The organism is Sphingobium sp. BYY-5, assembly GCF_022758885.1.
Classification (GTDB): domain Bacteria; phylum Pseudomonadota; class Alphaproteobacteria; order Sphingomonadales; family Sphingomonadaceae; genus Sphingobium.
This window is the reverse complement of sequence record NZ_JALEBH010000001.1, coordinates 2,288,825-2,313,970: the sequence shown is the minus strand read 5'-3', so window position 1 is coordinate 2,313,970 and position 25,146 is coordinate 2,288,825. Positions and strand designations below refer to the sequence as shown.

Below are 25,146 nucleotides of genomic sequence, written 5' to 3'. Positions count from 1 at the left end.
TTATTTAGAGCGGGACCCTACATCCACGGCAGACGTGGGGCGAACACCCTAATGTTCGACAGGAGAACAGGATGACCAACAAGACGCTGGTGGCGCTGGCCGCCACAATCGCCCTTGCTCTGCCCACCATGGCAAGCGCCGGCAGCAATGATATGGATGTGATCGTCGACGGCAATACCGGTGCACAAACCCGCTCGATCGCCGTGTCCGTGGCCGACCTGAACCTTACCAGCAACAACGGGATGCGTCGCGCCGACTCCCGGCTGATCCGCGCGTCCAAGCAGGTATGCGGCTATGTCAACGGATCGGTCCTGCCGATCACCGAGGATTATCGCACCTGCTACGGCTCCGCGCTGGACGGTGCGCGCAGCGACCTGAACATACTCGCCCAACGCCAGAGCTGACCCGCGCATCATCGCGCAAGCCTTCCCCGCACGAAGGGGACTGCAGAGGGCCGTTCCGCGCCAGCGGGGCGGCCCTTTGTCATGCCGGGCGATTATCCTTAGAGCCTGTCTCGAAATGCGCGAAAGGGCGCATTTCGGAAGGCCGGTACGGATGCGCCGAAGGCGCATTGCAAGACAAACTCTTGGCCGTGGTTAACCAGTCCTTAGAGGATTCCCTTCACTCCGGAGGTCACGAAGGATCAACCGGGGGAACAGCTTGCCATGCCGCGTACCGATCGACCCGTGGACGTCGCCATCATCGGGGCCGGCCCCGCTGGCCTGACCGCCGCTTATCTTCTGACCAAACAGGGGTTTAGCGTGACCGTGATCGAGAAGGATCCGGTCTATGTCGGCGGTATCAGCCGCACGGTGGAACTGAACGGCTTCCGATTCGACATTGGCGGGCATCGCTTCTTTTCCAAGTCGCAACAGGTGGTCGACCTGTGGAACGAGATATTGCCCAACGACTTCATCCAGCGCCCGCGGATGAGCCGCATCTATTATGAAGGCAAATATTACAGCTATCCGCTGCGCGCGTTCGAGGCACTGTGGAATCTGGGCATCTGGCGCTCCACGCTCTGCATGGCGAGCTTCGCCAAGGCGCGGCTCTTCCCCAACCGCGACGTCAAATCCTTCCAGGACTGGACGGTCAACGCCTTCGGCCACAAGCTCTTCTCCATCTTCTTCAAGACCTATACCGAAAAGGTCTGGGGGATGCCGTGCGACGAAATGTCGGCCGACTGGGCGGCGCAGCGGATCAAGGGCCTGTCGCTCTGGGGCGCGGTCAAGGATGGGCTGAAGCGCAGCCTGGGCCTCAACAGGAAGCCCAATGACGGCATGGAAACCAAGACGCTGCTGGAAAGCTTCCGCTATCCCCGTCTTGGCCCCGGCATGATGTGGGAAGCCGCGCGCGACCGTGTGGTCGAGGGCGGCAATCCGGTGCTGATGGCGCACAGCTTCAAGCGGCTGGAGGAAGATCAGGCGAACGGCGCGTGGCGCCTGATCACGGAGGGACCGGAAGGCGACGTCGCCATCACCGCGACCCATGTCATCAGCTCTGCGCCGATGCGCGAACTGGCCGGGCGCATCCATCCGCTGCCGACGACTTTACCGCAGGCGATGGACCTGAAATATCGCGATTTCCTGACCGTGGCGCTGATGGTGAAGGGGGATGATATCTTCCCCGACAACTGGATCTATATCCATGATCCCAGGGTGCAGGTCGGCCGCATCCAGAATTTCCGGAGTTGGTCGCCCGAAATGGTGCCGGACCCGTCGCTCGCCTGCGTCGGCCTGGAATATTTCTGCTTCGAGGGCGACGGCCTCTGGGCCTCCGCCGACGCCGATCTGATCGCGCTGGCGACCAGGGAAATGGCGGCGCTGGGCCTGTGCGACCCCAAGGATGTGGTCGGCGGCGCGGTGGTGCGGCAGGAAAAGGCCTATCCGGTCTATGACGACGCCTATGCCGCCAATGTGCTGGCGATGCGCACCGAGCTGGAAGCGCGCTATCCCACGCTCCACATGGTCGGCCGCAACGGGATGCACCGCTACAACAACCAGGACCATGCGATGATGACGGCGATGCTGACCGTCCGCAACATCGTCGCGGGCGCGCGCGTCCATGACGTGTGGCAGGTCAATGAGGACGCCGAATATCATGAGGCAGGCGATGAGGGCCAGATGGACGGGGCCGATGCCGATGCGCAGGCCGCGCTCGCCAGCGTCCGCGCCATACCCTCGCGGCTGAAGGCGGCCTGACCGCCATGGCCGATTGGCTGCGAACACTGGCCGTGCCGATCTCGCGCCTGATGTTCGCCCGCTATCTGCTGGCCAGCATCTGCGCGCTGTCGGGCGACTTCCTCCTCTTCCTGATGCTGGACCGGGTGGGCGTGCCGCCGGTCGCCGCCGCCTGTGGCGGCTATGCGCTGGGCCTGCTGATCCACTGGGTCATCAGCGTCCGCTTCGTTTTCGACACCGCCCCCGGCCCCACTCATGGCCAGCGCCTGGCTTTCGTCGCCAGCGCGCTGCTCGGCATGGGCATGACCATGGCGATGGTCGGCGGCCTCAGCCTGATCGGCGTCGCGCCGGCGCTTGCCAAGCTGCTGTCGGTGCCCGCCAGCTTCCTCACCGTCTATGCGATCCGAAAATATGGCGTCTTCGCCCGCGCCTGAACCCCGCCCCAAGCTGCGTAATGCCGCATTCTGGGCATTGCTGGGTTGGCTGCTGTGCAGCGCCGTGCTGCTGTGGCTGTTCCATGGCGGCTTCGCCACCCTCGCCTTTCGCGATCCCGACGATGCGATGCGGCTGGTGCAGGTGCGCGACTGGATCGGCGGACAGGCCTTCCACGATGTCAGCCAGCATCGGGTGAACCCGCCGCTGGGCGGGCCGATGCACTGGTCACGGATCGTGGACATGCCGATCGCGGGCCTCATCCTGCTGCTGCGCCCGATATCGGGGACGGCGATGGCCGAACTGATCGCCTGCGCGGCCGTGCCGCTGCTGCTGCTCGGCGGGCTGACCGCCGCCCTGTTCATCGCCGCGCGGCGGATTGCGGGCCGCGAAATCGCCCTGCTCGCTGTCGCCTTGTTGCTGACCGCGCCCAGCATATTGGTGCAGTTCACGCCGCTGCGGATCGACCATCATGGCTGGCAGATCATGCTGGCCGCCATCGCTCTTGCCGGCGCGATGGACGGGCGCGCGGCGCGCGGCGGGGTGATCGCCGGTCTTGCATTGGCGCTGTGGCTGCAGATTTCCAGCGAAGGACTGCCCTATGCCGCCCTGTTCGCCGGCACCTTCGCCTTGCGGCACTGGATCGACCGGGCGCAGACACCGCGTTTCATCGCCTTCATCCTGACGCTGGGCAGCGCCGCTCCGGTCCTGCTGGCACTGCTCAAAGGCCCCCAGGCGCTGGTCGCCATCCAGTGCGACGCCCTGTCCGCCGCCTATATCTGGCCGCTGACGATGCTGGCCATCATAACCAGCCTAGCCACCCGGATGATCGGCACGCGATCGGCGGGGCGGCGCCTCGCCGCGGCGGCCATCGGCAGTAGCGCGGCGCTGGCGACTTTTCTGGCGACGGGCGGCCCCTGCCTGTCGGGCGACCCCTTCGCGGCGCTTGGCCCGCTCGCCTATCGGCTCTGGTATCTCCAGGTGATGGAAGGACGGCCGCTCTGGGAACAGGGCCTGTCGATGCAGGGCGTGATCCTGTTACCCCCGCTGTTCGGCCTTGGCGCAACCCTGTACGCGGCGCGAACGGCCAGGGGGGATGCACGGATGCACTGGCTGGCGCTGGCCCTGCTGCTGTGCGGCGCAATCGCCGTGTCGATACTGGTGATGCGCGCGCTGTCGGTGGCCCATCTCTTCGCGCTTCCCGGCACTGCCTGGCTGCTGCTCCGACTGTTCGGCCGGATACAGGCGTCGCGCCGGGCGCTGCTGCGCGTGACCGGATCTGTCGCGCTGGTGCTGCCGACCCCGGTTGGCCTGTGCGCCGCCTGGGTCGGGATCGCCGCCCAGCCCGAATCGGCGACGAAGACCGGCGCCGACTGCCGTTCGGCTGCGGTGCTGGCGCTGCTCAAGACGCTGCCGCCCACGACGCTGCTCGCGCCGATCGACCTTGGCCCCGACATTCTGGCGCAGACCCGGCACAGCGTCATCGGTACCGCCCATCATCGCAACGCCATCGGCATTTCCGCCGTCATCAGCGTCTATGTCGATGCGCCCGCCGCGGCTCAGGCGGCGATCGGCCGCACCCGCGCCGCCTATCTCGTCACCTGCGACGGCCTCAACGAACTGCGCCTCTATGGCAAGGCGAACCCCAGCGGGCTGGCGGCGATGCTGCCGCGAAACCAGACGCCGCCCTGGCTGGAGCCGCTGCCCGGCAAGGGGCCGCTGCACATCTACCGCATCAGCCGATCGCCGGGCTGAACAGCGCCTTCCACCAGCGTCCGCCCGATTGCATGACATGGCGGCGGAAAAGCAGCACGCCGATGCGGATGATGAGCGCCACGAACGCCGCCTGCCAGACCAGCGCGAGCAGATGCGGCCAGATGGCGGTGTCCTGCGCGGCGCGGGCGATCATCGCGAAGGGCGAGCTGAAGGGGAAGATGCAGGCCGCCACCTCCGCCGGCGATCCCATATGGTCGACCGCATAGCTGGCGAAGAAGAAGATCAGCATCTGTCCCATGGTGATCGGCATGTTGAGCGTCTGCACCTCCCGCACCGTCGCCGCCTGCGCGCCGATGCCCAGGAAGAGCGAGCCGAGCAGCGTATAGGCCATGGCGAAATAGAACACCGCCAGCATCAGGAAGAGCGGCCATCCCACCGCCGGCGCGGGCAGGCCGGTGGCGCTGCCGCCCAGCGCCAGGAAGATGGCGAAGGCGGTGCCGCCCCAGAAGGCGATGCCCACAAAGCTCATCGCCAGCATCGCCATCAGCTTGCCCAGGAAAATGGCGTCGATCGGCACGGCGGCGGCGAGGATTTCGATGATCTTGTTGGTCTTTTCCTCGACCAGATTGGACAGGATCATGCCGGCGAGCAGAATGGTGAGGAAGAACATCACCACCTGCGCGATCCGGCCGATGATGAGCCGCACCTGCGCCTGCGCCCCCAGGCTGGTGGTGACTTCCTGCCGCTCCACCCGGACGAATTGCAGCGTCCGTTCCGCCAGCGCGGCGGTGGAGAGCAGACTGATGTCGCCCTGCAACTTGTCGAGATCCTGCCGCTTGCCGGTCAGGAGCGGATGCGCGAGCGTGCCCGACAGGATCGCTACCACCTCCGAATCCGGGCGGGCGAGCTGGACGCGCGGGCTGGGGGCAGAGGGCACCTGTCGCAAACGCGGCAGCGCCTGGTCGCCCATGCGTTCGGTCAGCCGGTCATGAGCGCGTTCCAATGCAGCCTTATCCTGCGCCGACATGGCGATGCCCACCACCGGGCGCAGGTCGGTGCTGGAGATTTTCTCGCCCAGCCCCCCGAAGGCGAAGCCGATCAGGATCGGCAGCAACGGCCCCAGCAGGAAGAGAATGAAGGTGCGGGAAAGCACAACGGCGGTGAAGTCACGTCGCGCGATGACGAAAGCGGCACGCCATAATTGCTTCATGCCTCGTCCTCCCGGCCTTCACCATCCTGCATCTGCCTGGCGGCGGCGGCTCCGGCGATGGCGACGAAGGCATCGTGCAGGCCCGGCCGCTCGATCGACAGGCTTTCAATCCCCGCCCGCCCGTCGATCAGCGCCCGCAGCAGCGGCTCGATCCCTTCCTCAGGCAGGGCGAAATGCCAAACGCCCTCCTCCGCCACGGTGTCGGCGGGCAGCGCGCTGCGCCAGGCGCCATCGCCCGTCCGGGTGCGCAGGCGCACCTGTGGGCGCAGCCGATCGCGCGCGTCGCTGACCGTGCCTTCGAAGCGGATGCGGCCGCCCGCGACAATGGCGATGCGCTCGCACAATCGTTCGGCGTGGGCGATGACATGGGTGGAAAAGACGATGGTGACGCCCTTGTGCGCCTGATCCCGGATCAGCGCCTCCAGTTTCTCCTGGTTGATGGCGTCGAGGCCGGAGAAAGGCTCGTCCAGCACGATCAGGCGCGGTTCATGGACAATGGTGCCGAAAAGCTGGACCGTCTGGGCCATGCCCTTGGAAAGCTGGCGGATCGGCTTGTCGATCGATGCGCCCATGCCATGGCCGTCGAGCATCGCCTTCGCCCGTTCGCGTCCGGTCTTCAGCGGCAGGCCGCGCAGCGCGCCCATGAAGGCGATCGCCTCATAGGCCTTCATCGACGGATAGAGGCCCCGTTCCTCCGGCAGATAGCCGACTTCGCGCGCCATGCGCAGCGGCTGGTCCGCGCCCAGCAGCAGGCGATGCCCCTCGTCCGGATCGACAATGCCCAGCAGCGTGCGCAGCAAGGTCGTCTTGCCCGCGCCATTGGGGCCGAGAATGCCGTAGATCGTCCCGGCGGGCACGGCGATATCGACCCCGTCGACCGCGCGGAAGTTGCCGAATATCTTGACAAGCCCATGGCCTTCGACGGCATAGGGGAAACCAGGGGCCGGTGTGTCGCCAATCATCCCGCCCTGATAGTCTGGACCCGTGCCCGTGGAAACCGAAACCTTGGAACAGCGCCTGAAGGCGGAAGCCTTGCGACTGGGCTTTGCCGCCTGCCGCATCGCCCCGGCCGACGCCGCGCCCAAGGCGGGTCAACGGCTGCGGGACTGGCTGGACGCGGGCCATCATGGCGACATGCTGTGGATGGAGGAGCGGGCCGAACAGCGCGGATCGCCCAGGGGGCTGTGGCCGGACGTACGCAGCGTCATCATGCTGGGGATGAGCTATGCGCCGGGGCGCGACCCGCTGGCGCTGGCCGACGTGCCGGATCGGGCGCGCTTTTCGGTCTATGCCCAGGGCAAGGATTATCATGACGTCGTCAAGAAGGCGCTGAAGGCGCTGGCCCGCTGGCTGGTCGAGCAGCAGCCCGGCGCGCTCAAGGTCTTCGTGGACACCGCGCCGGTGATGGAAAAGCCGCTGGCGCAGGGCGCGGGGCTGGGCTGGCAGGGCAAGCACAGCAACCTGGTCAGCCGGGACCATGGCAGCTGGCTGTTCCTGGGGGCGATCTATACCGAGATAATGCTGGAAGCCGACGGGCCGGAACGCGACCATTGCGGCAGTTGCGCCGCCTGTCTCCACGCCTGCCCGACCGACGCCTTCCCCGCGCCCTATATGGTCGATGCGCGGCGGTGCATTTCCTACCTCACCATCGAACATAAGGGGCCGATCCCGGAGGAGCTGCGCGAAGGGATCGGCAACCGGGTCTATGGCTGCGACGACTGCCTGGCTGTCTGCCCCTGGAACAAGTTCGCCGATGCGGCGGCGGCGAACCGGGCGTTCGTCGGCCGGGCGGAACTGGCGGCGCCGGCGATCGGCGACCTGCTCGCCCTGGACGACGCGACTTTCCGCGAGATTTTCTCCGGCTCCCCGATCAAGCGCATCGGCCGCAACCGCATGGTCCGCAACGCTGCAATCGCGGCAGGGAATAGCGGCGACGCGCGGCTGATGGGACGGCTGGAAGCGCTGATCGGGGATGATGATCTGGTGGTGGCGGAAGCCGCCAAATGGGCGATCGGGAAACTCTCGGCTTAGGCGAGACGGATGGGAAACGGCTGGCCGTGCCTTCACCCGACCCGCTTGAACAGCCAGCCGATGCTCGATCCACCCGGCAGCGCTTCGCCTGTCACCACCAGTTGGCGGGTGGGGTGGGGGCGGCCGTCGCCGTCGGTCCACAGGCTGTCCTCGACGCTCAGCACGCCCGCGCCGGTGCGGAATTGCCATAGGCCGCCCAGGTCGATGCGCAGCACGGCGCCCTGGCTGTCGGCGGTCAGGGTCGGCTCGACGCCGGGGGCGAGGTGGAAGCGCAGCTGCACCGGCTGCTTTGCGGGGCGCTTGCGGCGTTCGGCCGGGGTCAGCATGTCTTCGCCGCGGATTTCCTTGCCGTCGCCGCTGACCAGCAGCAGGCGGCGGTGGACATAGCCCAGCCGCCGGACATAGCCGTCATGGGAAAGGTCCAGCCGGCTGCCATTATCCAGTTCCTGCCGGTTCAGCTCCACCTCGGTCACGCCCTTGCCCAGCGTGCCGTCGGGCAGCAGGGCGGTCGAGTTGCTGTCGTTGAGGACCAGGGTGCTGTGCGCGGCGGTGGTGCGCAGCCCTTGCGCCAGGTCGCGGGGAATCCACGCGCCCTCCAGACCCGCGCCGCCGCAATTGATGATCAGCCGCAACGGCCCGTCGCTGATCTCGATCGCGCCGGTGGAGGCGCAGCCCGCCTCCGCCAGCCGCGCGATCGGCGGCGGCGCGGCATCGATCTGCACCACGGTGCTGCCGGCGGCGATGCGCTGATAGCCCCAGTCGCGCGCCTGGCGCAGCGGCCGGGTGCGGACCCGGCTGGCGGCGACCACGGCTTCGACCGTCTGCGGGTCGATCGCGCCCGCGCCCTGCCAGTTGCCCAGCCCGCCATCGCCATGGGTAAGGCCCAGCAGCGCGGGCACCGCGCGGGCGAGGGCGTCGGCCAGGCAGGCGGGCGGTGGTTCGCGCCGCACGTCGTAGACCGAGCGCAGCATAGACAGCAGCATCACCGCCTCCAGTTGCGCAAGCGGCGAGCGCGACACGATGCCGCCATCGGGATGGAAGCCGCCGTCGATCGCGCGCTTGAGGCCCGCTTCGCCGAACAGGCGGCGCGCTTCTCCACCGGGGATCAGCAGCGCGGCGGCCAGGATCGCGCTCCAGGCGGTGAGGCGCGACAGGCCCATCGGCGCCTTGTCGGCGCTGCGGTCGAGATGGCGGGCGGTCCGCGCGATACAGTTCAGCACCAGCGACCGATAGACCAGGTCGCTGGAGGACAGGATCAACGGCGCATGGGCGGTCCAGAAGAGCAGCCGCCAGCCGGCATTGTCGGCGCGCCAGGCCGGCTCGCTCGGCGTCTCGGCATGAGCCTCCAGCCATTTGCGCATCACCGTCTCGGCGATCGCCGCGCCCTGTTCACGGGTTGCGCTGCTGGCCAGATCGCGCAGCCAGCGGAAGCTGTGCAGATAGTCGGCAAAGGCCGGGCTGACGGACAGTTTGGCGAAATCGAGCGTGGCGATCGGCTGCTTCTGCCCGCGAAACAGGAAATAGCCGGCGCGGATCGCCGCTCCGGCGCGGCCGTCGCCCGGCACTTCGTCGTCGGGCACGGCCAGCAGCTTGAGCGGATATTTGCCGCGCAGCTTGCGGCCGTGGATCGGCGTCTTCCAGCTCAGCAGATAGAATCGGTTGGCGATCTTCTGGGCCAGCGACAGGCCCTTGTCATCCGCGACGCGGATGAGCCGCTTGCCCTGCTCGATGCCATCGTCGCCCGTGTCGGGCGGACCGTCCTGGCCCTGGCGAGCCGACATGCGCCGTTTGTCGATCACCCGCCCCGCAGCTTCCGGATATTGTCGGCATAGGCGACCGGGCCGCCGCGGAAGGTGGCGGTGCCGGCGACCAGCACGTCGGCGCCCGCGTCGATCGCCTTGGGCGCGGTGGTGAAATCGATGCCGCCGTCGACCTGGAGATGGATGTCGCGGCCCGACTTGTCGATCATCTTGCGGATGGCTTCGATCTTGCGGAGCTGATTCTCGATGAAGCTCTGGCCGCCGAAACCGGGGTTGACGCTCATCACCAGGATCAGGTCGACGTCATCGATCAGATAGTCGAGCATCTTGGCAGGCGTGCCGGGATTGAGCACGACGCCCGCCTTCACCCCCAGCGATTTGATATGCTGCACGGTGCGGTGGATATGCGGTCCGGCTTCGGGATGGACGGTGATGATGTCCGATCCGGCCGCGACGAAGGCGTCCAGATACTGGTCCACCGGGGAGATCATCAGATGGACGTCGAAAATCTTCTTCGTATGCGGGCGCAGCGCCTTCACCACCGCCGGGCCGATCGTGATGTTCGGCACGAAATGGCCGTCCATGACGTCGATATGCACCCAGTCGCAGCCGGCTTCGTCGATGGCGCGGACTTCCTCGCCCAGGCGGGCGAAGTCGGCGGAGAGGATGGAGGGCGAGATGAGGATGGAACGGGTCATTGACCGTTCGCCTTAGTCGCCGCCGGAGCCAAGGGCAACGGGGATTTGGCGGAACGGGGTGATTGTTCGGGAGCGCCTGCGCAAGGCGTTCAAAGCGTGACGAAAATGGTCGGTTCCAGCCGGCGCGAGGGTGGTGTGCCCTGCGGCAGCAACTGTTTGACGCCACGGAGCGCGACCACATGGCCGCGCCCGTCCAGCACCGGCGCCGCGACCAGCCGCATCGCGCACGGGCCCGCGCCGCCGGCCCGGTGGATGTCGACATCCAGGGTGAAGCCGCGCTTGTGGCGGATGGCATAGGCGCGCAGCCGTTCCATCGGATCGCGCGAATCCGGGGCATAGAGCGACACGGCGAGCGGGCGGGGGACGATGCTGGCCCGCTCCAGCCCGAACAGGTCATAGACGCCGGCCGTCCATCTCAGGCGATTGTCGGCCAGGTCGCAATGCCAGAGACCCAGGCCCCGTTCGGCCAGCGCAGCTTCGTTGCGGGCGATGGCCGGGTCGAGCAGCACCGGCGAAAGATGTTCGCGCAGATCGGCGAGCGGCCAGCTATGATGCAGGGGTAAAGGCTCGATTGGACGCATGGGCGGCGGACCTTGTGGGACGGACGGCCCCCTCTAGGCTTTCATGGTTAAGGCTTGGTCTGACGCTTTTGCAAGGCGCGCGATGAAGAAGCCGTCGGCGCCGCCCTGGTCGGTCAGCGTATCGGGAAGGGTGCGCAGCCAGCCCTGCGGCGTGGGGGCCAACCCCTGCGGCAGTTCGGCGGTTTGCGCGGGGAGCAGCGCGAAATCGGGATGGGCGGCGAGGAAGCGTTCGACCTGTTCTTCCCCCTCCGCCCGTTCGAGCGAGCAGGTCGCATAGATGATCTGTCCGCCTGGCTTCAGCCAACCGGCGACGCGGGCGATGAGGTCGCCCTGCAACTCGGCCAGTTCGGCGATCTGGCGCGGGCCGATGCGGTGGAGCACGTCGGGATGGCGGCGATAGATACCGGTCGCTGAACAGGGCGCGTCGAGCAGGATCGCATCGACCGGCGCGTCGGGCTGCCACTGGCGCAGGTCGGCCGGCAGGATGTCGGCGGACAGGCCGGTGCGGGTCAGATTCTCGGTCAGCCGCTCCAGCCTTTTCTTCGACTGGTCGATCGAAGTCACACGCCATCCCGCTGCCGCAAGCTGCATCGTCTTGCCGCCGGGCGCGGCGCACAGGTCCAGCACGCTGCGCCCCTCGCCCGGTCCCAGCAGCCGCGCGGCGCAGGAAGCGGCGATGTCCTGCACCCACCAGGCGCCTTCGGCAAAGCCGGGAAGTTCGGGGATGTGCGCGGTTTCGGGCAGGCGGACATGGCCGGGCGCAAAGGACGTGCCGTTCAGCGCATCTGTCCAGATCGCTGTCTCGCTGGCGTCGCGCAGGCTGATGTCGACCGGCGGGCGGACGGCATAGACGCGCGCCGCCGCCTGCGGCATGGCTTCGCCCCATTGGCCGGCCCAGCGTTCGATCACGTCGGCGGGCAGGGTCGGCGGATCGGGCAGCACGGGTTCGCCGCGCGTCACCGTGCCGAATACGCCATGGACCAGCTTGCGCGGGCCGCCATCGACCAACGGCAGGGCCGTGGCGATCGCGGCATGGGCGGGCGTGCCAAGCGCCAGCGTCTGGGCCAGCGCGATGCGCAACACCATCCGCGCCTTGGCGTCGTCGGGCAGGACTTGCTTGGTTGCGCCGTCGATCAGCGCGTCGAGATCGGGCAGGTGGCGCAGCACTTCGGCGACGATCGCATGGACCAGCGCCCGGTCGGCCGAGGGAAGGCCCTGTGCCGCGCCGTGCAGCGCCAGTTCCAGCGGATCGCCCCGGCGCAGCACGGCGTCGAGCAGGCGCAAGGCAGCGCGGCGCGCGGGAAAGCCGGGGACATCATCGGGGCGGGGAGAAGCGGGGCGGCGGGGCATCAGCGGCCCCTACGCGCTTTCGCCTTCAAAGAAAATGGGAGACGCCAAAGCCGAGCGTGAGGAACAGGGCGATCCAGAAGAGGATGCCGACCCAGAGCGCCAGCCAGTCCGACCGGCGCGGTTTGGCATGAACGCCCTTGGGCACGGTGCGGAGCGATGAGGGGATGCGCCTGGCGCCCAGCGTCGCGACCGCGATCACGCGGCGGCCAACGCCATGGAAGAAGCGTGCGGTGTGGCGCGAGAAGATATGCTCGACGGTCAGGTCGACCACCAGTCCGCCGGCGTGGCGCAGCACCACGCCCGCCACATCGACGACAACCTCCCCGATCTCGTCTACCGGCATCAGCGCCCGTGCGGATCGAGCGCGCTGCGGCGGCGGGGTGGCATGGTCCTCCTGGGCGGCGTGGGTATCGGCGACAGCGCCGACGCGCGGGGGGCGGTGCCGATCGCGGGCGTGCCCATTTCCGCCGCGATATCCTGTAGCGCGGCGATGCGCTTTTCGGTCGCGGGGTGGGTGGAGAAAAGTTCGCTGACATGAGTCGGCACGATATAGAGCTGCGCCGCCGCCGGATTGCGCTCGGCCACCGGGTTGGGGATCATCTCCGCCCGGCCGGAAATCTTGGCCAGCGCGGAGGCGAGCGCATGGGGATTGCCGCTGATCTCCGCCCCGGCGCGGTCGGCGCCATATTCGCGCGTGCGGCTGATCGCCATCTGCACGATCATCGCGGCGAAGGGGGCGACGATCACCGCCAACAGGGTGGCGACGATATTGCCATGGCCGTTTTCCTGATTGCCGCCGCGAAAGAAGAGGCCGAAATTGGCCAGCATCGATATGGCGCCCGCGATCGTCGCCACCATCGTCATGATGAGGGTGTCGCGATTCTTCACATGGCCCAGTTCATGCGCCATCACGCCCGCCACTTCCTCACGGCTCAGCATGGACAGCAGGCCGGTGGTCGCGGCCACGGCGGCATTGTCCGGATTGCGCCCGGTAGCGAAGGCGTTGGGTGCATCCTGATCGATGATGTAGACGCGCGGCATCGGCAGCGCCGCGCGCTGCGCCAATTCCCTGACCAGCCCGTAAAATTCCGGGGCGCTCTGTGCATCGACCTCCCGCGCGTCATGCATCCGCAGCACGATCTTGTCGGCGTTCCAGAAGGTGAAGAGGTTCATGCCCGCCGCCGCCAGCAGCGCGATCAGCGCGCCGCCGCTGCCGCCCAGCGTATAGCCCAGCGCCATGAACAGCGCCGTCAGCGCCGCCAGCAACATGGTCGTCTTCATGCCATTCACTTGCAATGCTCTCCTTTGCCGCCCAGATAGCGGACGCAGCATGAATATGGGGTGGATCGGCCCCAACCGCAATCGAAAGGCCGTATCATGGGAACCTTCAACGGCAAGCGTCCGGCGCATGTGAAGCCGCCCGCGCATCTTTCCAAAAGCCCGCCGGTGCCGCAGCCCGATCCGCTCGATCGCCCGTCGCGCCATGACGAGGCGCTCAGCCCGGTGCGGTATGGCGACTGGGAGCGCAAGGGAATCGCGATCGATTTCTGATGCTTGCCCGTCCGGCTCCGTTCGCCGCCGATTTGGCACGTCTGCCGATGGCCCGTGCCGCTGTCGCGAGGAGACTTGACGCCCCCTCTGGCCTTTTCCGTCCGCTTTTGTGCAGGACTCCAGGCATAGAAGGAGTTTTCGGGGCGTGGGTGTACAGCTTGTTTCGGACGTGAATGTAAAGCCGGTGCCGAGTTATGCACCGGAGGACGCCGCGCTGTTATGTGGCGTGGGACGGCTGGTTTGCGCCTGGACCATGCTGGAGCAGAGCCTGGAGGCGAAGATCGGTATATTGCGCGAAGCGATGGGCGATGTCCGCACCGTGGGCGCGCGCACCCGGCCGAGCATGTCCAAGCTGATGACCGAATTGCGCACCATGGTGGCGATGCGTGACCGGCGCAATGCCAGCGCCCTGACCGAAATATCCGCGATCGAGCGCGACATGCAACGGATCGACCGCTTCCGCGCGCTTATCATCCAGGGTTTCCAGCAGCCGCAGCCGGGCGGTTTCGCCTGCCGCGACCTGCGCAACAACCAGATCCACGTCAGCCTGGAACAACTTGACGCGGAAATATCCGCGCTCGAAGCAATCGCGCAGAGGCTTCTTGCCGTCTGAGGCGTTGTTGCGTGCGCTAACGCTTGACCTTTGCCGTTTCCACCATGATTCCTTCCCTAACTTTCCGCGTTGCAGCGAGAATGGAGCAGCATGTCTCACAAGCCTATTCGCAAAGCCATCTTCCCGGTCGCCGGTCTTGGCACCCGTTTCCTGCCGGCGACCAAGGCGGTGCCGAAGGAATTGCTGCCGGTGGTCGATCGGCCGCTGATCCAATATGCGGTCGATGAGGCCAAGGAGGCGGGGATCGAGCAGATGATCTTCGTCACCGGCCGTGGCAAGGGCGCGATCGAGGATTATTTCGACATCGCCTTCGAAACCGAGGCGACCCAGCGCGAGCGGGGCAAGGATCTGGGCGCGCTGGACGGCACCCGCCTGCTGCCCGGCAACGCGGTCTTCATCCGCCAGCAGGAGCCGCTGGGCCTGGGCCATGCCATCTGGTGCGCGCGCGACATTGTGGGCGACGAGCCCTTCGCCATCCTGCTGCCCGACGAGTTCATGCGGGGCGCGCGGGGCAATGGCTGCCTCAAGCAGATGGTCGACGCCTATGACAAGGTCGGCGGCAACCTGGTCTGCGCCCTTGAAATCCCGATCGAAGACACGCCCAGCTATGGCGTCATCGATCCGGGCGCGCGCGATGGCGCGCTGACGGAGGTGAAGGGGCTGGTCGAAAAGCCCAAGCTGGGCACCGCCCCGTCCAACCTGATCGTGCCGGGGCGCTATATCCTCCAGCCGCAGGTGATGAAGATATTGGAGACCCAGGAAAAGGGCGCAGGCGGCGAAATCCAGCTCACCGACGCCATGGCCTCGCTAATCGGCGCGCAACCTTTCCATGGCGTGACCTTCGAGGGTCGTCGCTTCGATTGCGGGTCCAAGGCCGGCTATATCGAGGCCAATCTGGCGCTGGCGCTGGAGCGCGAGGATCTCAAGGATCATATCCGCGCCTTCGCGCAGAAAGAACTGGCGCGCTGACGTGGAACAGGCTGCCCGTTAGAAGGCAGCCAGCAGCCGGGCGATCAGCAGCGCCATGCCCGACAGGGCGATGGCGCCGCCGATCGCCAATGCGGTGGGGTGGACAATCTGCCGGACCGGCACGGCGATCGCTTTTTCGATTCTGCTCATGCCCCCATCATAGGCGATGCGGCAGTCATGTCTCACGCATCCTTCCGGTCAGACTGAGCGGAAGGAGCGATCAGAAAAAGGGCGGCTTTCCCGGAGGAAGCCGCCCTTTTTCTGATATTCCTGGCGGGTGCGGGTCAGAACGGCACTTCATCGTCCAGATCATTGTCGAAATTGGGGCCGCCGGTGCCGCCACGGCTGCTGCCGGCGCCAGCGCCGCCGCCGCCAAAGCCACCGCCCGACGATCGTCCGCCGCTGCTCTGGCCCCCACTCGAACTGGCGCCGAAATCGTCATAGTCGCCGCCGCCAAAGCCGCTCGACCCGCCACTCCAGTCGCTCACGCCCTGCGATCGTCCGCCGCCGCTACCGCCCTGACCGCCGCCGCCCGGTGCGCCGTCCAGCATGGTCAGCACCGAACCCAGGCCCTGCAGCACGACTTCGGTCGTGTAGCGGTCATTGCCCGACTGGTCCTGCCATTTGCGGGTGCGCAACTGGCCTTCGATATAGACTTTCGACCCCTTGCGCAGGAAGCGTTCGGCGACGCCGACCAGCCCTTCGGAAAAGATGGCGACGCTGTGCCATTCGGTGCGCTCCTTGCGCTCCCCGGTCATGCGGTCCTTCCAGTTTTCGGACGTGGCGATGCGCAGATTGCACACCTTGCCGCCATTCTGGAAGCTCTTGACCTCCGGGTCGGCGCCGAGATTGCCGACCAGAATGACCTTGTTGACCGAGCCTGCCATGATTCCTCCGAAAGCACTAAAGCGGCCGTTATAGAGCGCCCGCCTTGCCCTTCAAGAACAAAGCGCCAACGCGCGCTACGCCAAGCCCAGCGCCATCGCGGTCCAGTAGGTGACGCCCGCCGCCACATAGGCGAGTATGAAGAGATAGCCGACCATGAAGGCTGGCCATTTCCAGCCATTGGTTTCGCGCCGTGTCACCGCGATGGTGGAAATGCACTGGGGGGCGAAGATGAACCAGGCGAGGAAGGCGAGGGCGGTGGGCAGCGACCACTGGCTTTTCAGCCGGTCGCCCAGGCTGCGTTCCAGCTTTGCCTCATCATCACCGGCATCGATCGAATAGACGGTGGCGAGCGCCGACACGGCCACCTCGCGCGCGGCCATCGCGGGGATCAGCGCCAGCGAGATGTCGCGGTTGAAGCCGATCGGTTCCAGCACGACGTTAAGGCCGTTGGCGATCCGGCCGGCGATCGAATGATCGACCTGGCTGGTCGGGTCGCCGTCGGGCACGCGCGGGAAGCTGAGCAGCAGCCACAGGATCACGGTCGAGGTGAAGATGATCGTGCCCGCGCGCTTGAGGAAGATGACCGCGCGCTGCCACAGGCCGAGGATGATGTCCCGTGGCCGGGGCCACTGATATTTGGGCATCTCCATCAGGAAGCCGCCGCTCGCGCCCTTGGTGACGGTGAGGCGCAGCACCAGCGCCACCAGCATCGCGCCGATGATGCCCGAGACATAGAGGCAGAAGAGCACGAAGCCCTGCAACCCGATGCCCCAACCGATGTCGCGCGCCGGGATGAAGGCGCCGATGATGACGGCATAGACCGGCAGTCGCGCCGAACAGGTCATGAGCGGCGCGATCAGGATGGTGGTCAGGCGATCCTTCGGGTCAGCGATGGTGCGCGTCGCCATGATCCCCGGCACGGCGCAGGCGAAGGAGGAGAGGAGCGGGATGAAGGCGCGGCCCGACAGGCCGACCTTCGCCATCAATCCGTCCATCAGGAAGGCGGCGCGGACCATATAGCCGGTCGCCTCCAGCATCAGGATGAAGAAGAAGAGGATCAGGATCAGCGGCAGGAACACCACCACCGATCCGACGCCCTTGATGACGCCATCGACCAGGAAGGAGCGGACTATGCCGTCAGGCATGGCGGCGCGCACGGCATTGGCGATCGCTTCGGCAAAACCCTCGATCATCGCGACCGGCGCTTCGGACCAGGCATAGACCGACTGGAACATGATGAAGAGCAGGCCGAGCAGCAGGAAGACGCCGAGGACGGGGTGCAGCGCCACCCGGTCGACCGCTGCGGTCAGGCGGCGCGAGGGCGTTTCGCGCACGATCGCGGCGCGGGCGATGCGGCGGGCTTCCTTGCGGACCGCGTCGAAATCCTGTTCGAGGCCGACGGGATAGGCGGGCGGGGCACCATTCAGCAGGGTTTCCAGCTCGCTGCGCAGATGATCCAGCCCGCGCTTGCGCACCGCCACGGTCGATATCACCGGCACGCCCAGTTCGCGCGCCAGGATATCGGCATCCAGCTCCAGCCCGTCGCGGGTGGCGAGGTCGACCATATTGAGCGCGACGATGGTCGGCAGGCCGAGCGCGATCAGTTCCAGCGCGAAGCGGAGATGATTGTCGAGATTGGCGGCGTCGACAACGATGACCAGCGCATCGGGCCGCTTTTCGCCGACCTGCCTGCCCATCACCACATCGCGCGTCACCTGTTCGTCGGGGCTTCCCGGCTCCAGGCTGTAGGTGCCGGGCAGGTCGACCAGCTCGACCGGCCGTCCGTCCGCCAGCGACAGGCGCCCCGTCTTGCGCTCCACAGTGACGCCCGGATAATTGCCCAGCTTCTGCCGCGCACCGGTCAGCGCGTTGAACAGCGCGCTCTTGCCGGCATTGGGATTGCCCACCAGCGCGATCAGGGGAAGGCCGCTCATGCGTCGCCCTCCTGCGGTCCCGTGCGCACGGTCACGGCGGCGGCATGGTTGCGGCGCATGGCGATGGTCATGCGGCCGATCCGGCAGGCGATCGGTCCCTTGCCGAAAATCCCGCCATGGTGCAGCGCCTCGACGCTCGCCCCTTCGCACAGACCGAATTCGCGCAAACGCTGACCTTCGGAGGGTGTAAGGGCGGACCAATCGATGAGGTCGACATAAGCGGGGTGCCGCAGCGGCAGGTCGGTGAGACGCAAGGGGAGGATACTCGCAGGCTATTTCTGCGAGTGACTATCAATACCTTTACCAAATGGCCAGCGCGAATCGCCCGGGCGCACGGCAGATCACACTGCAGGATAGCGCAGCCGGCCGATGAAGCGCGACAGGCTCAGCCGTTCGCCGCCACCCACGCCCTTGAACTTCGCCTTGACCTTCTCGAACTGCATCACGCCTTCGATCCGGCGGGCGAGGAAGGCGCGGGTGTCGGCATGGCCCTCACTCTCGTCATCGACGAAGACCAGCAGGGTGGAGGCGTAGACGGCGATCAGCGTGGTGCGCTTGCTATAATGGTTGAAGTCGGTGGCGGTGTCACCGGCGGCGCGCCACAGGACATCCGCCGCGCGCCAGCCCAGTTTCGCCGCGCGCGCCGCATTGGTCGGCAGCGCCAGGATGGCGAGCGCCCGGCGCAAAGCTTCCCGGTCGGGCGCCAGCAGCGTGAGCCGGGCTTCGATCAGCGCGGTGATCTTTTTGCGGATCGACATGGTCGCAAGCTGTTCCGGCGGCACGGCTTCAAGCATCCGGGCGTCGATGCTGGCGAACCAGGCGTCGATCATGCCGATTGCGCCGTCGTCGAAGGCGAGCTGCGCGATGTCGGCGTCGATATCCTTTTCCCGCGCGGCCATCGCCACCGCTTCCGGTCGCCAGCCGTCGAAGGCGGCATGGCGCGGCAGCACGGGGGCCAGAAGGGCGCGGATTTCGTCGAGGGTCAGATCCTGGGTCTCGCTCATGGCGGGCAATCTAGGCGCGCGAAGGCAGTCGCACAAGCACCAGCGCCGCGGCCACCGCCGCCGTGCCCAGCATATCGGCCGGACCCAGCCAGTCGCCGAACAGCAGCCAGCCGAAGACAGCCGACACGGCGGGTTGCAGCAGCAGGCTCAACCCCAGCACCAGCGGGGAAAACCAGCCGATGGCATAGGTGAGCAGCCCCTGGCCGATCAACTGGCTCGACAAGGCGAGGAGGATCAGCGGCGTCCAGTTGCCCGGCATCACCTGTTCGCCCAGCGCCAGCGCGCACAGCAGCAGCACCGGCGTGCTTGCTACGCTCGCCACCGCCAATACCGACCAGGCGTTCAGGCGCGTCCGCGCGCGCTGCACGATCAGCAGATAGGCGGCGTAGAGCACGCCCGCGAGCAGGCAGAACAGGTCGCCGTGCAGGTTGCGGACCGACAGTTCGTAGCTGCCGCCCATCATCACCAGCGCGCCTGCGCTCGCCAGCGCCAGCGCGGCAGCCTGCATCCGTGTCGGCCGCTGGCGCAGCACCAGCAGCGCCCAGGCCGGCAGGAACAGCCCGCTCATATTGCCGAACACCGTGGCGTTGGCGACCTTGGTATAGAGGATGCCGATATGCCAGGCGGCCAGGTCCAGCGCGAAGACCACGCCCGACAGCAGCAGCGCGGTCCATTCCCGCCCGGTCGGGGGCGTGCGGCGGAGGCCCGGCAACGCCAGCAGGATCAGAAAGGGCAGGGCGAGGATCAGCCGCCAGAAGGCCGCCGCCACCGGGCCGACATCGGACAGGCGCACCAACACCGGCCCCAGCGGCAGGATCAGGTTCGCCAGGACCAGCGCCGGAAAGGCGAGGCGCGGCACATCCATTTGCGCGGTGGGGGTTGAAGTCGACATCGCGGCTCCCTAGCTGCCTTTGCGCATCAAGTCCCGTTGCAATTTGCAACTATGATGAGGGAGTTCTGAATGACGACTTTGTTCGATCCGATCCAGCTTGGCACGGTGTCCGCGGCCAATCGCGTGCTGATGGCGCCACTGACGCGCGGCCGGGCGACCCGCGCCCATGTGCCCACCCCGATCATGGCCGACTATTATGCGCAGCGTGCGTCGGCCGGCCTCATCATCAGCGAAGCGACTGGCATTTCGCAGCAGGGGCTGGGTTGGCCCTATGCGCCGGGCATCTGGTCCGACGAGCAGGTCGAGGCGTGGAAGCCCGTGACGCAGGCGGTGCATGATGCAGGTGGCAAAATCGTGGTGCAGCTCTGGCATATGGGCCGCGCCGTCCACAGCAGCGTGACCGGCGAGCAGCCGGTATCGGCCAGCGCCACCGCCACGCCGGGCGACGCCCACACCTATGAGGGCAACAAGCCCTATGAGACGGCCCGTCCGCTCAGCATCGAGGAAATTCCAGGCATCATCGCCGACTATGTCCGCGCCGCGCATAATGCGATCGCCGCTGGCTTTGACGGGGTGCAGATCCATGCCGCCAACGGCTATCTGATCGACGAATTCCTGCGCGACAACAGCAATTTCCGCACCGATATCTATGGCGGCAGCGTGGAAAATCGCGTCCGCCTGCTGCGCGAAGTGACGCAGGCGGTGGCCGATGCGATCGGCGCCGACCGGGTTTCCGTGCGCCTGTCCCCCAATGGCGATACGCAGGGCGTCGATGACAGCAATCCTGGCCCGCTGTTCGCGGCGGCGGCCGATGTGTTGGACGCGATCGGCATCGCCTTCCTCGAATTGCGCGAGTTGAAGCCGGACAGCAGCTTCGGCGCGACCGACGTGCCGCGCCAGTCGCCGCTGATCCGCCAGCATTTCAAGGGGCCGCTGGTATTGAACAGCGATTATGATGCGGAGCGCGCGCAGGCTGACCTGGCCAGCGGGCTGGCCGACGCGATCAGCTTTGGCCGTCCGCTGCTCGCCAATCCCGACCTGGTGGATCGCCTGCGTGATGGCGCGCCGCTCAATCAGGGGTCGATGGCGACTTTCTACAGCCAGGGTGCGGAGGGCTATATCGACTATCCGACGCTGGCCGAGGAAAAGGCGGCGGCCTGAGACGGCCATATTTTATCCTCCCCTGGCAGGGGAGGATGCTGGAAACACCCATCCGTAGCTGACACAAAAAAGGCGGCTCCACCGGGGCCGCCTTTTTTTAATCATCAATCGGCGCCGCGATCAGGCGCCGAACTTCTCGCGCAGCGCCAGCATGGCGATAGCCGCCTTGGCCGCTTCGCCGCCCTTGTCCTTCTGGTCCGGACGGGCGCGCACCAGCGCCTGTTCCTCATTCTCGACGGTCAATATGCCGTTGCCGATGGGGATGCCGTCCATGCTGAGCGCCATCAGGCCGCGCGCGCTTTCGTTCGACACCACTTCGAAATGATAGGTTTCGCCGCGGATCACCACGCCGATCGCGACGAAGCCGTCATAGCGGCCGGTTTCCGCCGCCTGCGCGACCGCACCGGGGATTTCCAGCGCGCCCGGCACCGTCACTACCTCATATTTGTGGCCGGCATCGTCCAGCGCCGCCTTCGCGCCGTCGATCAGCAGGTCGTTGAGATGGTCGTAGAAGCGTGCTTCGACGATCAGGAATTTGGCCATGATAAGAGGTTCCTTACAGCTCGATCGGGCGTTGCCCAACCACGGACAGGTCATAGCCGTCAAGCGCGATCAGGCTGTGCTGGCTGTTGCTGAGCAGGATCATGTCATGCACGCCCAGTTCGGCGAGCAGTTGCGCGCCCACGCCATAGTTGCGCAGTTCGTCCATCCCGGCCGGCACCTGGCCGCTATGCGCCTGGACGCAGCGGCTGACGAAATCCCCGTCCTCATTGCCGGTCAGGATCACGATCAATCCCGAACCTTCGCGGCCGATAATCTCCATCGACTTTGCCAGCAGCCCGGCGCGCGATCCTTCCGCGCCATAGACATCGTCGAGCAGCGAGAGTTGATGCATACGCACCATGGTCGGCTGGTCGGGAGCGACATGGCCCTTTTGCAGCACGAGCTGCTCGCTCTGGGTCGCCTTGTTGTAGAAGCTGATCGCTTTCCAGTCGCCGCCCCATTGGCTCTGGAACGTCGTTTCGGACCGGCGCTCGACCATATGGTCATGGCGGCGGCGATAGGCGATCAGGTCGCGGATCGTGCCGATCTTCAGCTTGTGCTTCTGCGCAAAGATGATGAGGTCGTCGAGGCGCGCCATCGTGCCGTCATCCTTCATTACCTCGCAGATGACGCCCGACGGGTTGAGGCCGGCCAGCCGTGCGACGTCGACCGCCGCTTCGGTATGGCCGGTGCGCACCAGCACGCCGCCATCCTTCGCGATCAGGGGGAAGACATGGCCCGGCGTCACGATGTCGGCCCTGCCCTTCGCCCCGTCGATCGCCACCGACACGGTGCGTGCGCGGTCGGCGGCGCTGATGCCGGTGGTGACGCCCTCGCGCGCTTCGATCGATACGGTGAAGGCGGTTTCGTGGCGGGTGCCGTTGTTGCGGCTCATCAGGTCCAGGCCCAACTGGTCGACCCGGTCCTTGCTCAGCGCCAGGCAGATCAGGCCGCGGCCATGGGTCGCCATGAAATTGATCGCGTCGGGGGTCGCCATCTGCGCCGGGATGACCAGATCGCCCTCATTCTCGCGATCCTCGTCATCGACCAGGATGAACATGCGGCCGTTGCGGGCTTCGTTGATGATCTCTTCGGGCGAGGCGAGCGCGGTGCCGCCCTCGCGCTTCAACAGATAGGTTTCCAGCTTGCCCAGCGTTTCGGCGGTGGGGTTCCAGTCCGCTTCGCCCAGCTTGCGCAGGCTGTTGGCGTGCAAACCGGCGGCCCGCGCCAGGCCGGATCGGGACATGCCGCCGTCGGTGACGAGGCTGCGAACGGTATCGAGAAGCGCGGACGACATGATATACTCCTTCCCTGACGGGGACGGAGCGGGATATCACACTGGAATGTGATTATTTCAAGAGGAAATCACATTCAGCGGTTGCGAAGGCTCTGCATCCGGTCGAGATAGCGGGCGAGCACGTCGATCTCCAGATTGACGGGGTGCCCCACCGCCAGCCCGCCCAGCGTCGTCACCTCCGCCGTATGGGGGATGAGGTTGACGCCGAACTGGATGCCGCCACCCGCCACATCCACGACTTCGTTCACGGTCAGCGAGACGCCTTCCATCGTGATCGAACCCTTGGTCGCGACATGCGGCGCGATGGCGGGACCGGCGGCGATCGTCACCCGCGTCGAATCGCCCTCCCGGTTCAGCGCGACGATCTCGCCGATCTCGTCGACATGGCCGGTGACGATATGGCCGCCCAGTTCGTCGCCGACCTTGAGCGCGCGTTCCAGGTTCAGTCTGCGGCCCTGCGTCCAATGGCCCTGCGCCGTCCGGCCGACCGTTTCCGCCGAAAGATCGACCGCGAACCAGTCGTCACCCTTGTCCACCACCGTCAGGCACACGCCCGAACAAGCGATCGACGCGCCGATCGCGACGCCCTCCATCGCATAGGCGCAGCCGATGACGAGGCGCAGGTCGCCCCGCTGCTCGTGCGAGCGGATGATGCCGATGTCGGTGATGATGCCGGTGAACATGCAATGGAAATCCTGACAAACATCCGTTCGTTTCGAGCGAAGGCGCGGCACGCTTTCCAAAATGCTCAGCCCGAACGGCTGTGATATTTGCCCGTGATCTAGGCGTTCCGAACCCGCTCGTAAACCTCCAGCCGGTCGATACCCAGGCGGCGATCGTCGGTCATCCGCCAGCGGCCATGCGCCTGCGCCAATTCATCCAGCCCGATATCGCCTATGCCGGCCAGTCCCGCGCCGATGATGATCGGCGCGCGATACAGCAGCAGCCGGTCGACCAGGTCGGCGCGCAGGAAAGCGGCGGCGGTTTCCGCGCCGCCTTCGACCAGCAGATGGTCGACCCGCTCCAGCGTGGCGATCTCCTCAGGCGTACCGATCCGCGCCCAGCCCCTGGGTGCGTCGCTGCGGGTCAGCAGCAGCCGGCGCGGCGAACGGTCCTCCAGCCCCGGCAGCCGCACGTCGAGGCGTGGCGCATCGGCGCGCAACGTGCCGCCGCCCACCAATATGGCGTCATGCCGCGCCCGCTCCATATGCGCATGGGCGCGCGCATCCGGCCCGGTGACCCAGCGGCTCGACCCGTCCCGCAAGGCGATGCGCCCGTCGAGCGAGAGGCCCAGCTTCAAGGTGACATGCGGCCGCCCCAGCGTCTGGCGCAGGACGAAGCCGGCCATCGCCTGTGCCGCTTCCTGCGCCATCAGCCCCATCTCGACGGGGATGCCCCGGTCGCGCAGCCAGGCCGCGCCCTGGCCATCGGTGCGCGGATCGGGATCGCGCAGCGCGATCACCACGCGGCCGATACCCGCGCGCGCCATCAGATCGGCGCAGCGCGGCCCGCGCGGGCTGAGGTGGAAGCAGGGTTCGAGCGTGACATAGGCGGTTGCGCCGCGCGCCCGGTCCATCGCCTGGTCCAGCGCCTGCGCCTCGGCATGGGGGCGGCCGCCCTTCTGGGTCCAGCCACGCCCGACGACATGGCCGTCGCGCACGATCAGGCAGCCGACATTGGGGTTGGGGGTGGAAAGGCCACGCCCCCGTCCCGACAGGACGATGGCGGCCGTCATATAGCGCCTGTCGTCGGCGAGCGAAGCCATGTTGCTCAGGGCTGGGCGGCTCCGGCCGGTTGTGCGTCCGGATTTTTGCCGGTTTGGGGCGCGGTCTTTTCCGTCGCCTCCGCCTTGGCCAGCCGCTTGTCGAGCAGCGCGTCGATCTGCTTCACCGCTTCCTTGCGCCTGGCGGTGTTGCGGGCTTCCTCTTCGCGCCATTCGATGCCGAAGGCGTCGGCCCAGCCCTGCATCTTATGCTGCTGCGTCTGCAGCGCCGCTTCACGCTTGGCGAAGTCGATCTTCTGCTGCAGGATCACCGCCGCGTCGGACCGGTTCGCGTCCCAGCTTTCGACATAGATGATCTTGTTGCGCGTCGGCATCGTGTTGGTGTTGGCGTCGATGATGAAGGTCCAGACGATCACCCAGGTCAGGGCGATCGACAGGCCCAGCAGCGGCCATTTATGCTGCCGCTGCTGTCGGAAATAGCCCCAGAAGTCGCCAAGCGCGCTCTTGGGGGAAACGGGACGGGGAAAGATCGCCATGCGCCCCTTATAGGACAGCATGATCGCGGATGCAAAATGCTCCATGACATCCTCTTTACAATCTATCGTTCCCATCC

28 protein-coding genes are annotated in these 25,146 nt (G+C 66.7%); 9 read left to right on the top strand and 19 right to left on the bottom strand.

Annotation, left to right across the window (positions count from 1 at the left end):
• Positions 1 to 71: 71 nt before the first annotated feature.
• The 4 genes from MOK15_RS11095 (at position 72) to MOK15_RS11080 (ending at position 4,367) form a co-directional block, all read left to right on the top strand.
• Positions 72 to 404 (top strand): UrcA family protein, encoded by a 333-nt coding sequence (locus MOK15_RS11095; RefSeq protein WP_242931664.1) that lies wholly within the window; start codon positions 72 to 74, stop codon positions 402 to 404.
• 261 nt (positions 405 to 665) lie between these two features.
• Positions 666 to 2,201 carry an NAD(P)/FAD-dependent oxidoreductase gene (locus MOK15_RS11090; RefSeq protein WP_242931663.1) on the top strand — a complete coding sequence of 512 codons (1,536 nt, stop codon included), beginning with the start codon at positions 666 to 668 and terminating at the stop codon, positions 2,199 to 2,201.
• Between the two features lie 5 nt (positions 2,202 to 2,206).
• Positions 2,207 to 2,614, top strand: a complete 408-nt coding sequence (locus tag MOK15_RS11085) for a GtrA family protein (protein ID WP_242931662.1) — start codon at positions 2,207 to 2,209, stop codon at positions 2,612 to 2,614.
• A complete protein-coding gene (locus MOK15_RS11080) occupies positions 2,592 to 4,367 on the top strand; it encodes a hypothetical protein (protein ID WP_242931661.1) in 1,776 nt (591 codons plus the stop codon). Before MOK15_RS11085 ends, MOK15_RS11080 begins: the two co-directional genes overlap by 23 nt.
• Here MOK15_RS11080 and MOK15_RS11075 read toward each other — a convergent pair.
• Positions 4,348 to 5,538, bottom strand: a complete 1,191-nt coding sequence (locus MOK15_RS11075; RefSeq protein ID WP_242931660.1) for an ABC transporter permease — start codon at positions 5,536 to 5,538, stop codon at positions 4,348 to 4,350. The two genes, MOK15_RS11080 and MOK15_RS11075, sit on opposite strands and share 20 nt — an antisense overlap.
• Complete coding sequence (locus MOK15_RS11070; protein WP_242931659.1) at positions 5,535 to 6,500, bottom strand: ATP-binding cassette domain-containing protein; 966 nt, start codon at positions 6,498 to 6,500, stop codon at positions 5,535 to 5,537. The genes MOK15_RS11075 and MOK15_RS11070 overlap by 4 nt, the downstream gene beginning before the upstream one ends.
• Positions 6,501 to 6,543: 43 nt before the next feature.
• On the opposite strand from MOK15_RS11070, the gene queG reads away from it, so the two are divergent.
• Positions 6,544 to 7,569 (top strand): tRNA epoxyqueuosine(34) reductase QueG, encoded by a 1,026-nt coding sequence (queG, locus tag MOK15_RS11065; RefSeq protein WP_242932723.1) that lies wholly within the window; start codon positions 6,544 to 6,546, stop codon positions 7,567 to 7,569.
• A gap of 32 nt (positions 7,570 to 7,601) precedes the next feature.
• Here queG and MOK15_RS11060 read toward each other — a convergent pair whose 3' ends face one another.
• The 6 genes from MOK15_RS11060 to htpX form a co-directional block, all read right to left on the bottom strand.
• Entirely contained in the window at positions 7,602 to 9,350 is a 1,749-nt protein-coding gene (locus MOK15_RS11060) for a heparinase II/III family protein (protein WP_242931658.1), read from the bottom strand.
• A 14-nt stretch (positions 9,351 to 9,364) separates the two neighbouring features.
• Positions 9,365 to 10,027 carry a ribulose-phosphate 3-epimerase gene (rpe, locus tag MOK15_RS11055; protein ID WP_242931657.1) on the bottom strand — a complete coding sequence of 221 codons (663 nt, stop codon included), beginning with the start codon at positions 10,025 to 10,027 and terminating at the stop codon, positions 9,365 to 9,367.
• Positions 10,028 to 10,116: 89 nt separating this feature from the next.
• Positions 10,117 to 10,608 carry a diguanylate cyclase gene (locus MOK15_RS11050; RefSeq protein WP_242931656.1) on the bottom strand — a complete coding sequence of 164 codons (492 nt, stop codon included), beginning with the start codon at positions 10,606 to 10,608 and terminating at the stop codon, positions 10,117 to 10,119.
• 33 nt (positions 10,609 to 10,641) lie between these two features.
• The gene (locus MOK15_RS11045; RefSeq protein WP_242931655.1) at positions 10,642 to 11,958 is read right to left on the bottom strand and encodes a transcription antitermination factor NusB; all 1,317 of its coding nucleotides are present in this window, start codon (positions 11,956 to 11,958) and stop codon (positions 10,642 to 10,644) included.
• Between the two features lie 25 nt (positions 11,959 to 11,983).
• The gene (locus tag MOK15_RS11040; protein ID WP_242931654.1) at positions 11,984 to 12,301 is read right to left on the bottom strand and encodes a hypothetical protein; all 318 of its coding nucleotides are present in this window, start codon (positions 12,299 to 12,301) and stop codon (positions 11,984 to 11,986) included.
• Entirely contained in the window at positions 12,301 to 13,248 is a 948-nt protein-coding gene (gene htpX / locus MOK15_RS11035) for a zinc metalloprotease HtpX (RefSeq protein ID WP_242931653.1), read from the bottom strand. Before htpX ends, MOK15_RS11040 begins: the two co-directional genes overlap by 1 nt.
• A gap of 87 nt (positions 13,249 to 13,335) precedes the next feature.
• On the opposite strand from htpX, the gene MOK15_RS11030 reads away from it, so the two are divergent.
• From MOK15_RS11030 to MOK15_RS11020, 3 genes are all read left to right on the top strand, one after another.
• Positions 13,336 to 13,509: a DUF1674 domain-containing protein gene (locus MOK15_RS11030; protein ID WP_242931652.1), complete on the top strand. Its 174-nt coding sequence runs from the start codon at positions 13,336 to 13,338 to the stop codon at positions 13,507 to 13,509.
• Positions 13,510 to 13,693: 184 nt separating this feature from the next.
• Entirely contained in the window at positions 13,694 to 14,122 is a 429-nt protein-coding gene (locus MOK15_RS11025; RefSeq protein ID WP_242932722.1) for a hypothetical protein, read from the top strand.
• Positions 14,123 to 14,212: 90 nt separating this feature from the next.
• On the top strand, positions 14,213 to 15,091 hold the full coding sequence (locus MOK15_RS11020; protein WP_242931651.1) for a UTP--glucose-1-phosphate uridylyltransferase: 879 nt from the start codon (positions 14,213 to 14,215) through the stop codon (positions 15,089 to 15,091).
• A gap of 18 nt (positions 15,092 to 15,109) precedes the next feature.
• Here MOK15_RS11020 and MOK15_RS21880 read toward each other — a convergent pair whose 3' ends face one another.
• The 6 genes from MOK15_RS21880 to MOK15_RS10995 all read right to left on the bottom strand — a co-directional run bounded on the left by MOK15_RS21880 (position 15,110) and on the right by MOK15_RS10995 (position 19,809).
• The gene (locus MOK15_RS21880; protein ID WP_278254144.1) at positions 15,110 to 15,241 is read right to left on the bottom strand and encodes a hypothetical protein; all 132 of its coding nucleotides are present in this window, start codon (positions 15,239 to 15,241) and stop codon (positions 15,110 to 15,112) included.
• Between the two features lie 134 nt (positions 15,242 to 15,375).
• Positions 15,376 to 15,978, bottom strand: a complete 603-nt coding sequence (gene ssb, locus MOK15_RS11015; protein ID WP_278254143.1) for a single-stranded DNA-binding protein — start codon at positions 15,976 to 15,978, stop codon at positions 15,376 to 15,378.
• A 75-nt stretch (positions 15,979 to 16,053) separates the two neighbouring features.
• The gene (locus tag MOK15_RS11010) at positions 16,054 to 17,913 is read right to left on the bottom strand and encodes a ferrous iron transporter B (protein ID WP_242931650.1); all 1,860 of its coding nucleotides are present in this window, start codon (positions 17,911 to 17,913) and stop codon (positions 16,054 to 16,056) included.
• On the bottom strand, positions 17,910 to 18,167 hold the full coding sequence (locus tag MOK15_RS11005) for a FeoA family protein (RefSeq protein WP_242931649.1): 258 nt from the start codon (positions 18,165 to 18,167) through the stop codon (positions 17,910 to 17,912). Before MOK15_RS11005 ends, MOK15_RS11010 begins: the two co-directional genes overlap by 4 nt.
• Before the next feature lie 87 nt (positions 18,168 to 18,254).
• Positions 18,255 to 18,917: a COQ9 family protein gene (locus MOK15_RS11000; protein WP_242931648.1), complete on the bottom strand. Its 663-nt coding sequence runs from the start codon at positions 18,915 to 18,917 to the stop codon at positions 18,255 to 18,257.
• 10 nt (positions 18,918 to 18,927) lie between these two features.
• A complete protein-coding gene (locus tag MOK15_RS10995) occupies positions 18,928 to 19,809 on the bottom strand; it encodes a DMT family transporter (protein WP_242931647.1) in 882 nt (293 codons plus the stop codon).
• A gap of 69 nt (positions 19,810 to 19,878) precedes the next feature.
• On the opposite strand from MOK15_RS10995, the gene MOK15_RS10990 reads away from it, so the two are divergent.
• Positions 19,879 to 20,970 carry an alkene reductase gene (locus MOK15_RS10990; protein WP_242931646.1) on the top strand — a complete coding sequence of 364 codons (1,092 nt, stop codon included), beginning with the start codon at positions 19,879 to 19,881 and terminating at the stop codon, positions 20,968 to 20,970.
• Between the two features lie 120 nt (positions 20,971 to 21,090).
• Here the strand turns inward: MOK15_RS10990 and ribH are convergent, their stop codons facing one another.
• From ribH to MOK15_RS10965, 5 genes are all read right to left on the bottom strand, one after another.
• A complete protein-coding gene (gene ribH / locus MOK15_RS10985; protein ID WP_242931645.1) occupies positions 21,091 to 21,513 on the bottom strand; it encodes a 6,7-dimethyl-8-ribityllumazine synthase in 423 nt (140 codons plus the stop codon).
• 13 nt (positions 21,514 to 21,526) lie between these two features.
• Positions 21,527 to 22,810 carry a 3,4-dihydroxy-2-butanone-4-phosphate synthase gene (gene ribB / locus MOK15_RS10980; RefSeq protein WP_242931644.1) on the bottom strand — a complete coding sequence of 428 codons (1,284 nt, stop codon included), beginning with the start codon at positions 22,808 to 22,810 and terminating at the stop codon, positions 21,527 to 21,529.
• Positions 22,811 to 22,884: 74 nt separating this feature from the next.
• Entirely contained in the window at positions 22,885 to 23,493 is a 609-nt protein-coding gene (locus tag MOK15_RS10975) for a riboflavin synthase (RefSeq protein WP_242931643.1), read from the bottom strand.
• Between the two features lie 98 nt (positions 23,494 to 23,591).
• Positions 23,592 to 24,575, bottom strand: coding sequence for a bifunctional diaminohydroxyphosphoribosylaminopyrimidine deaminase/5-amino-6-(5-phosphoribosylamino)uracil reductase RibD (gene ribD, locus MOK15_RS10970; RefSeq protein ID WP_278254142.1), 984 nt, complete (start codon positions 24,573 to 24,575; stop codon positions 23,592 to 23,594).
• Positions 24,576 to 24,580: 5 nt separating this feature from the next.
• A complete protein-coding gene (locus MOK15_RS10965) occupies positions 24,581 to 25,114 on the bottom strand; it encodes a hypothetical protein (protein WP_242931642.1) in 534 nt (177 codons plus the stop codon).
• Positions 25,115 to 25,146: the final 32 nt, after the last annotated feature.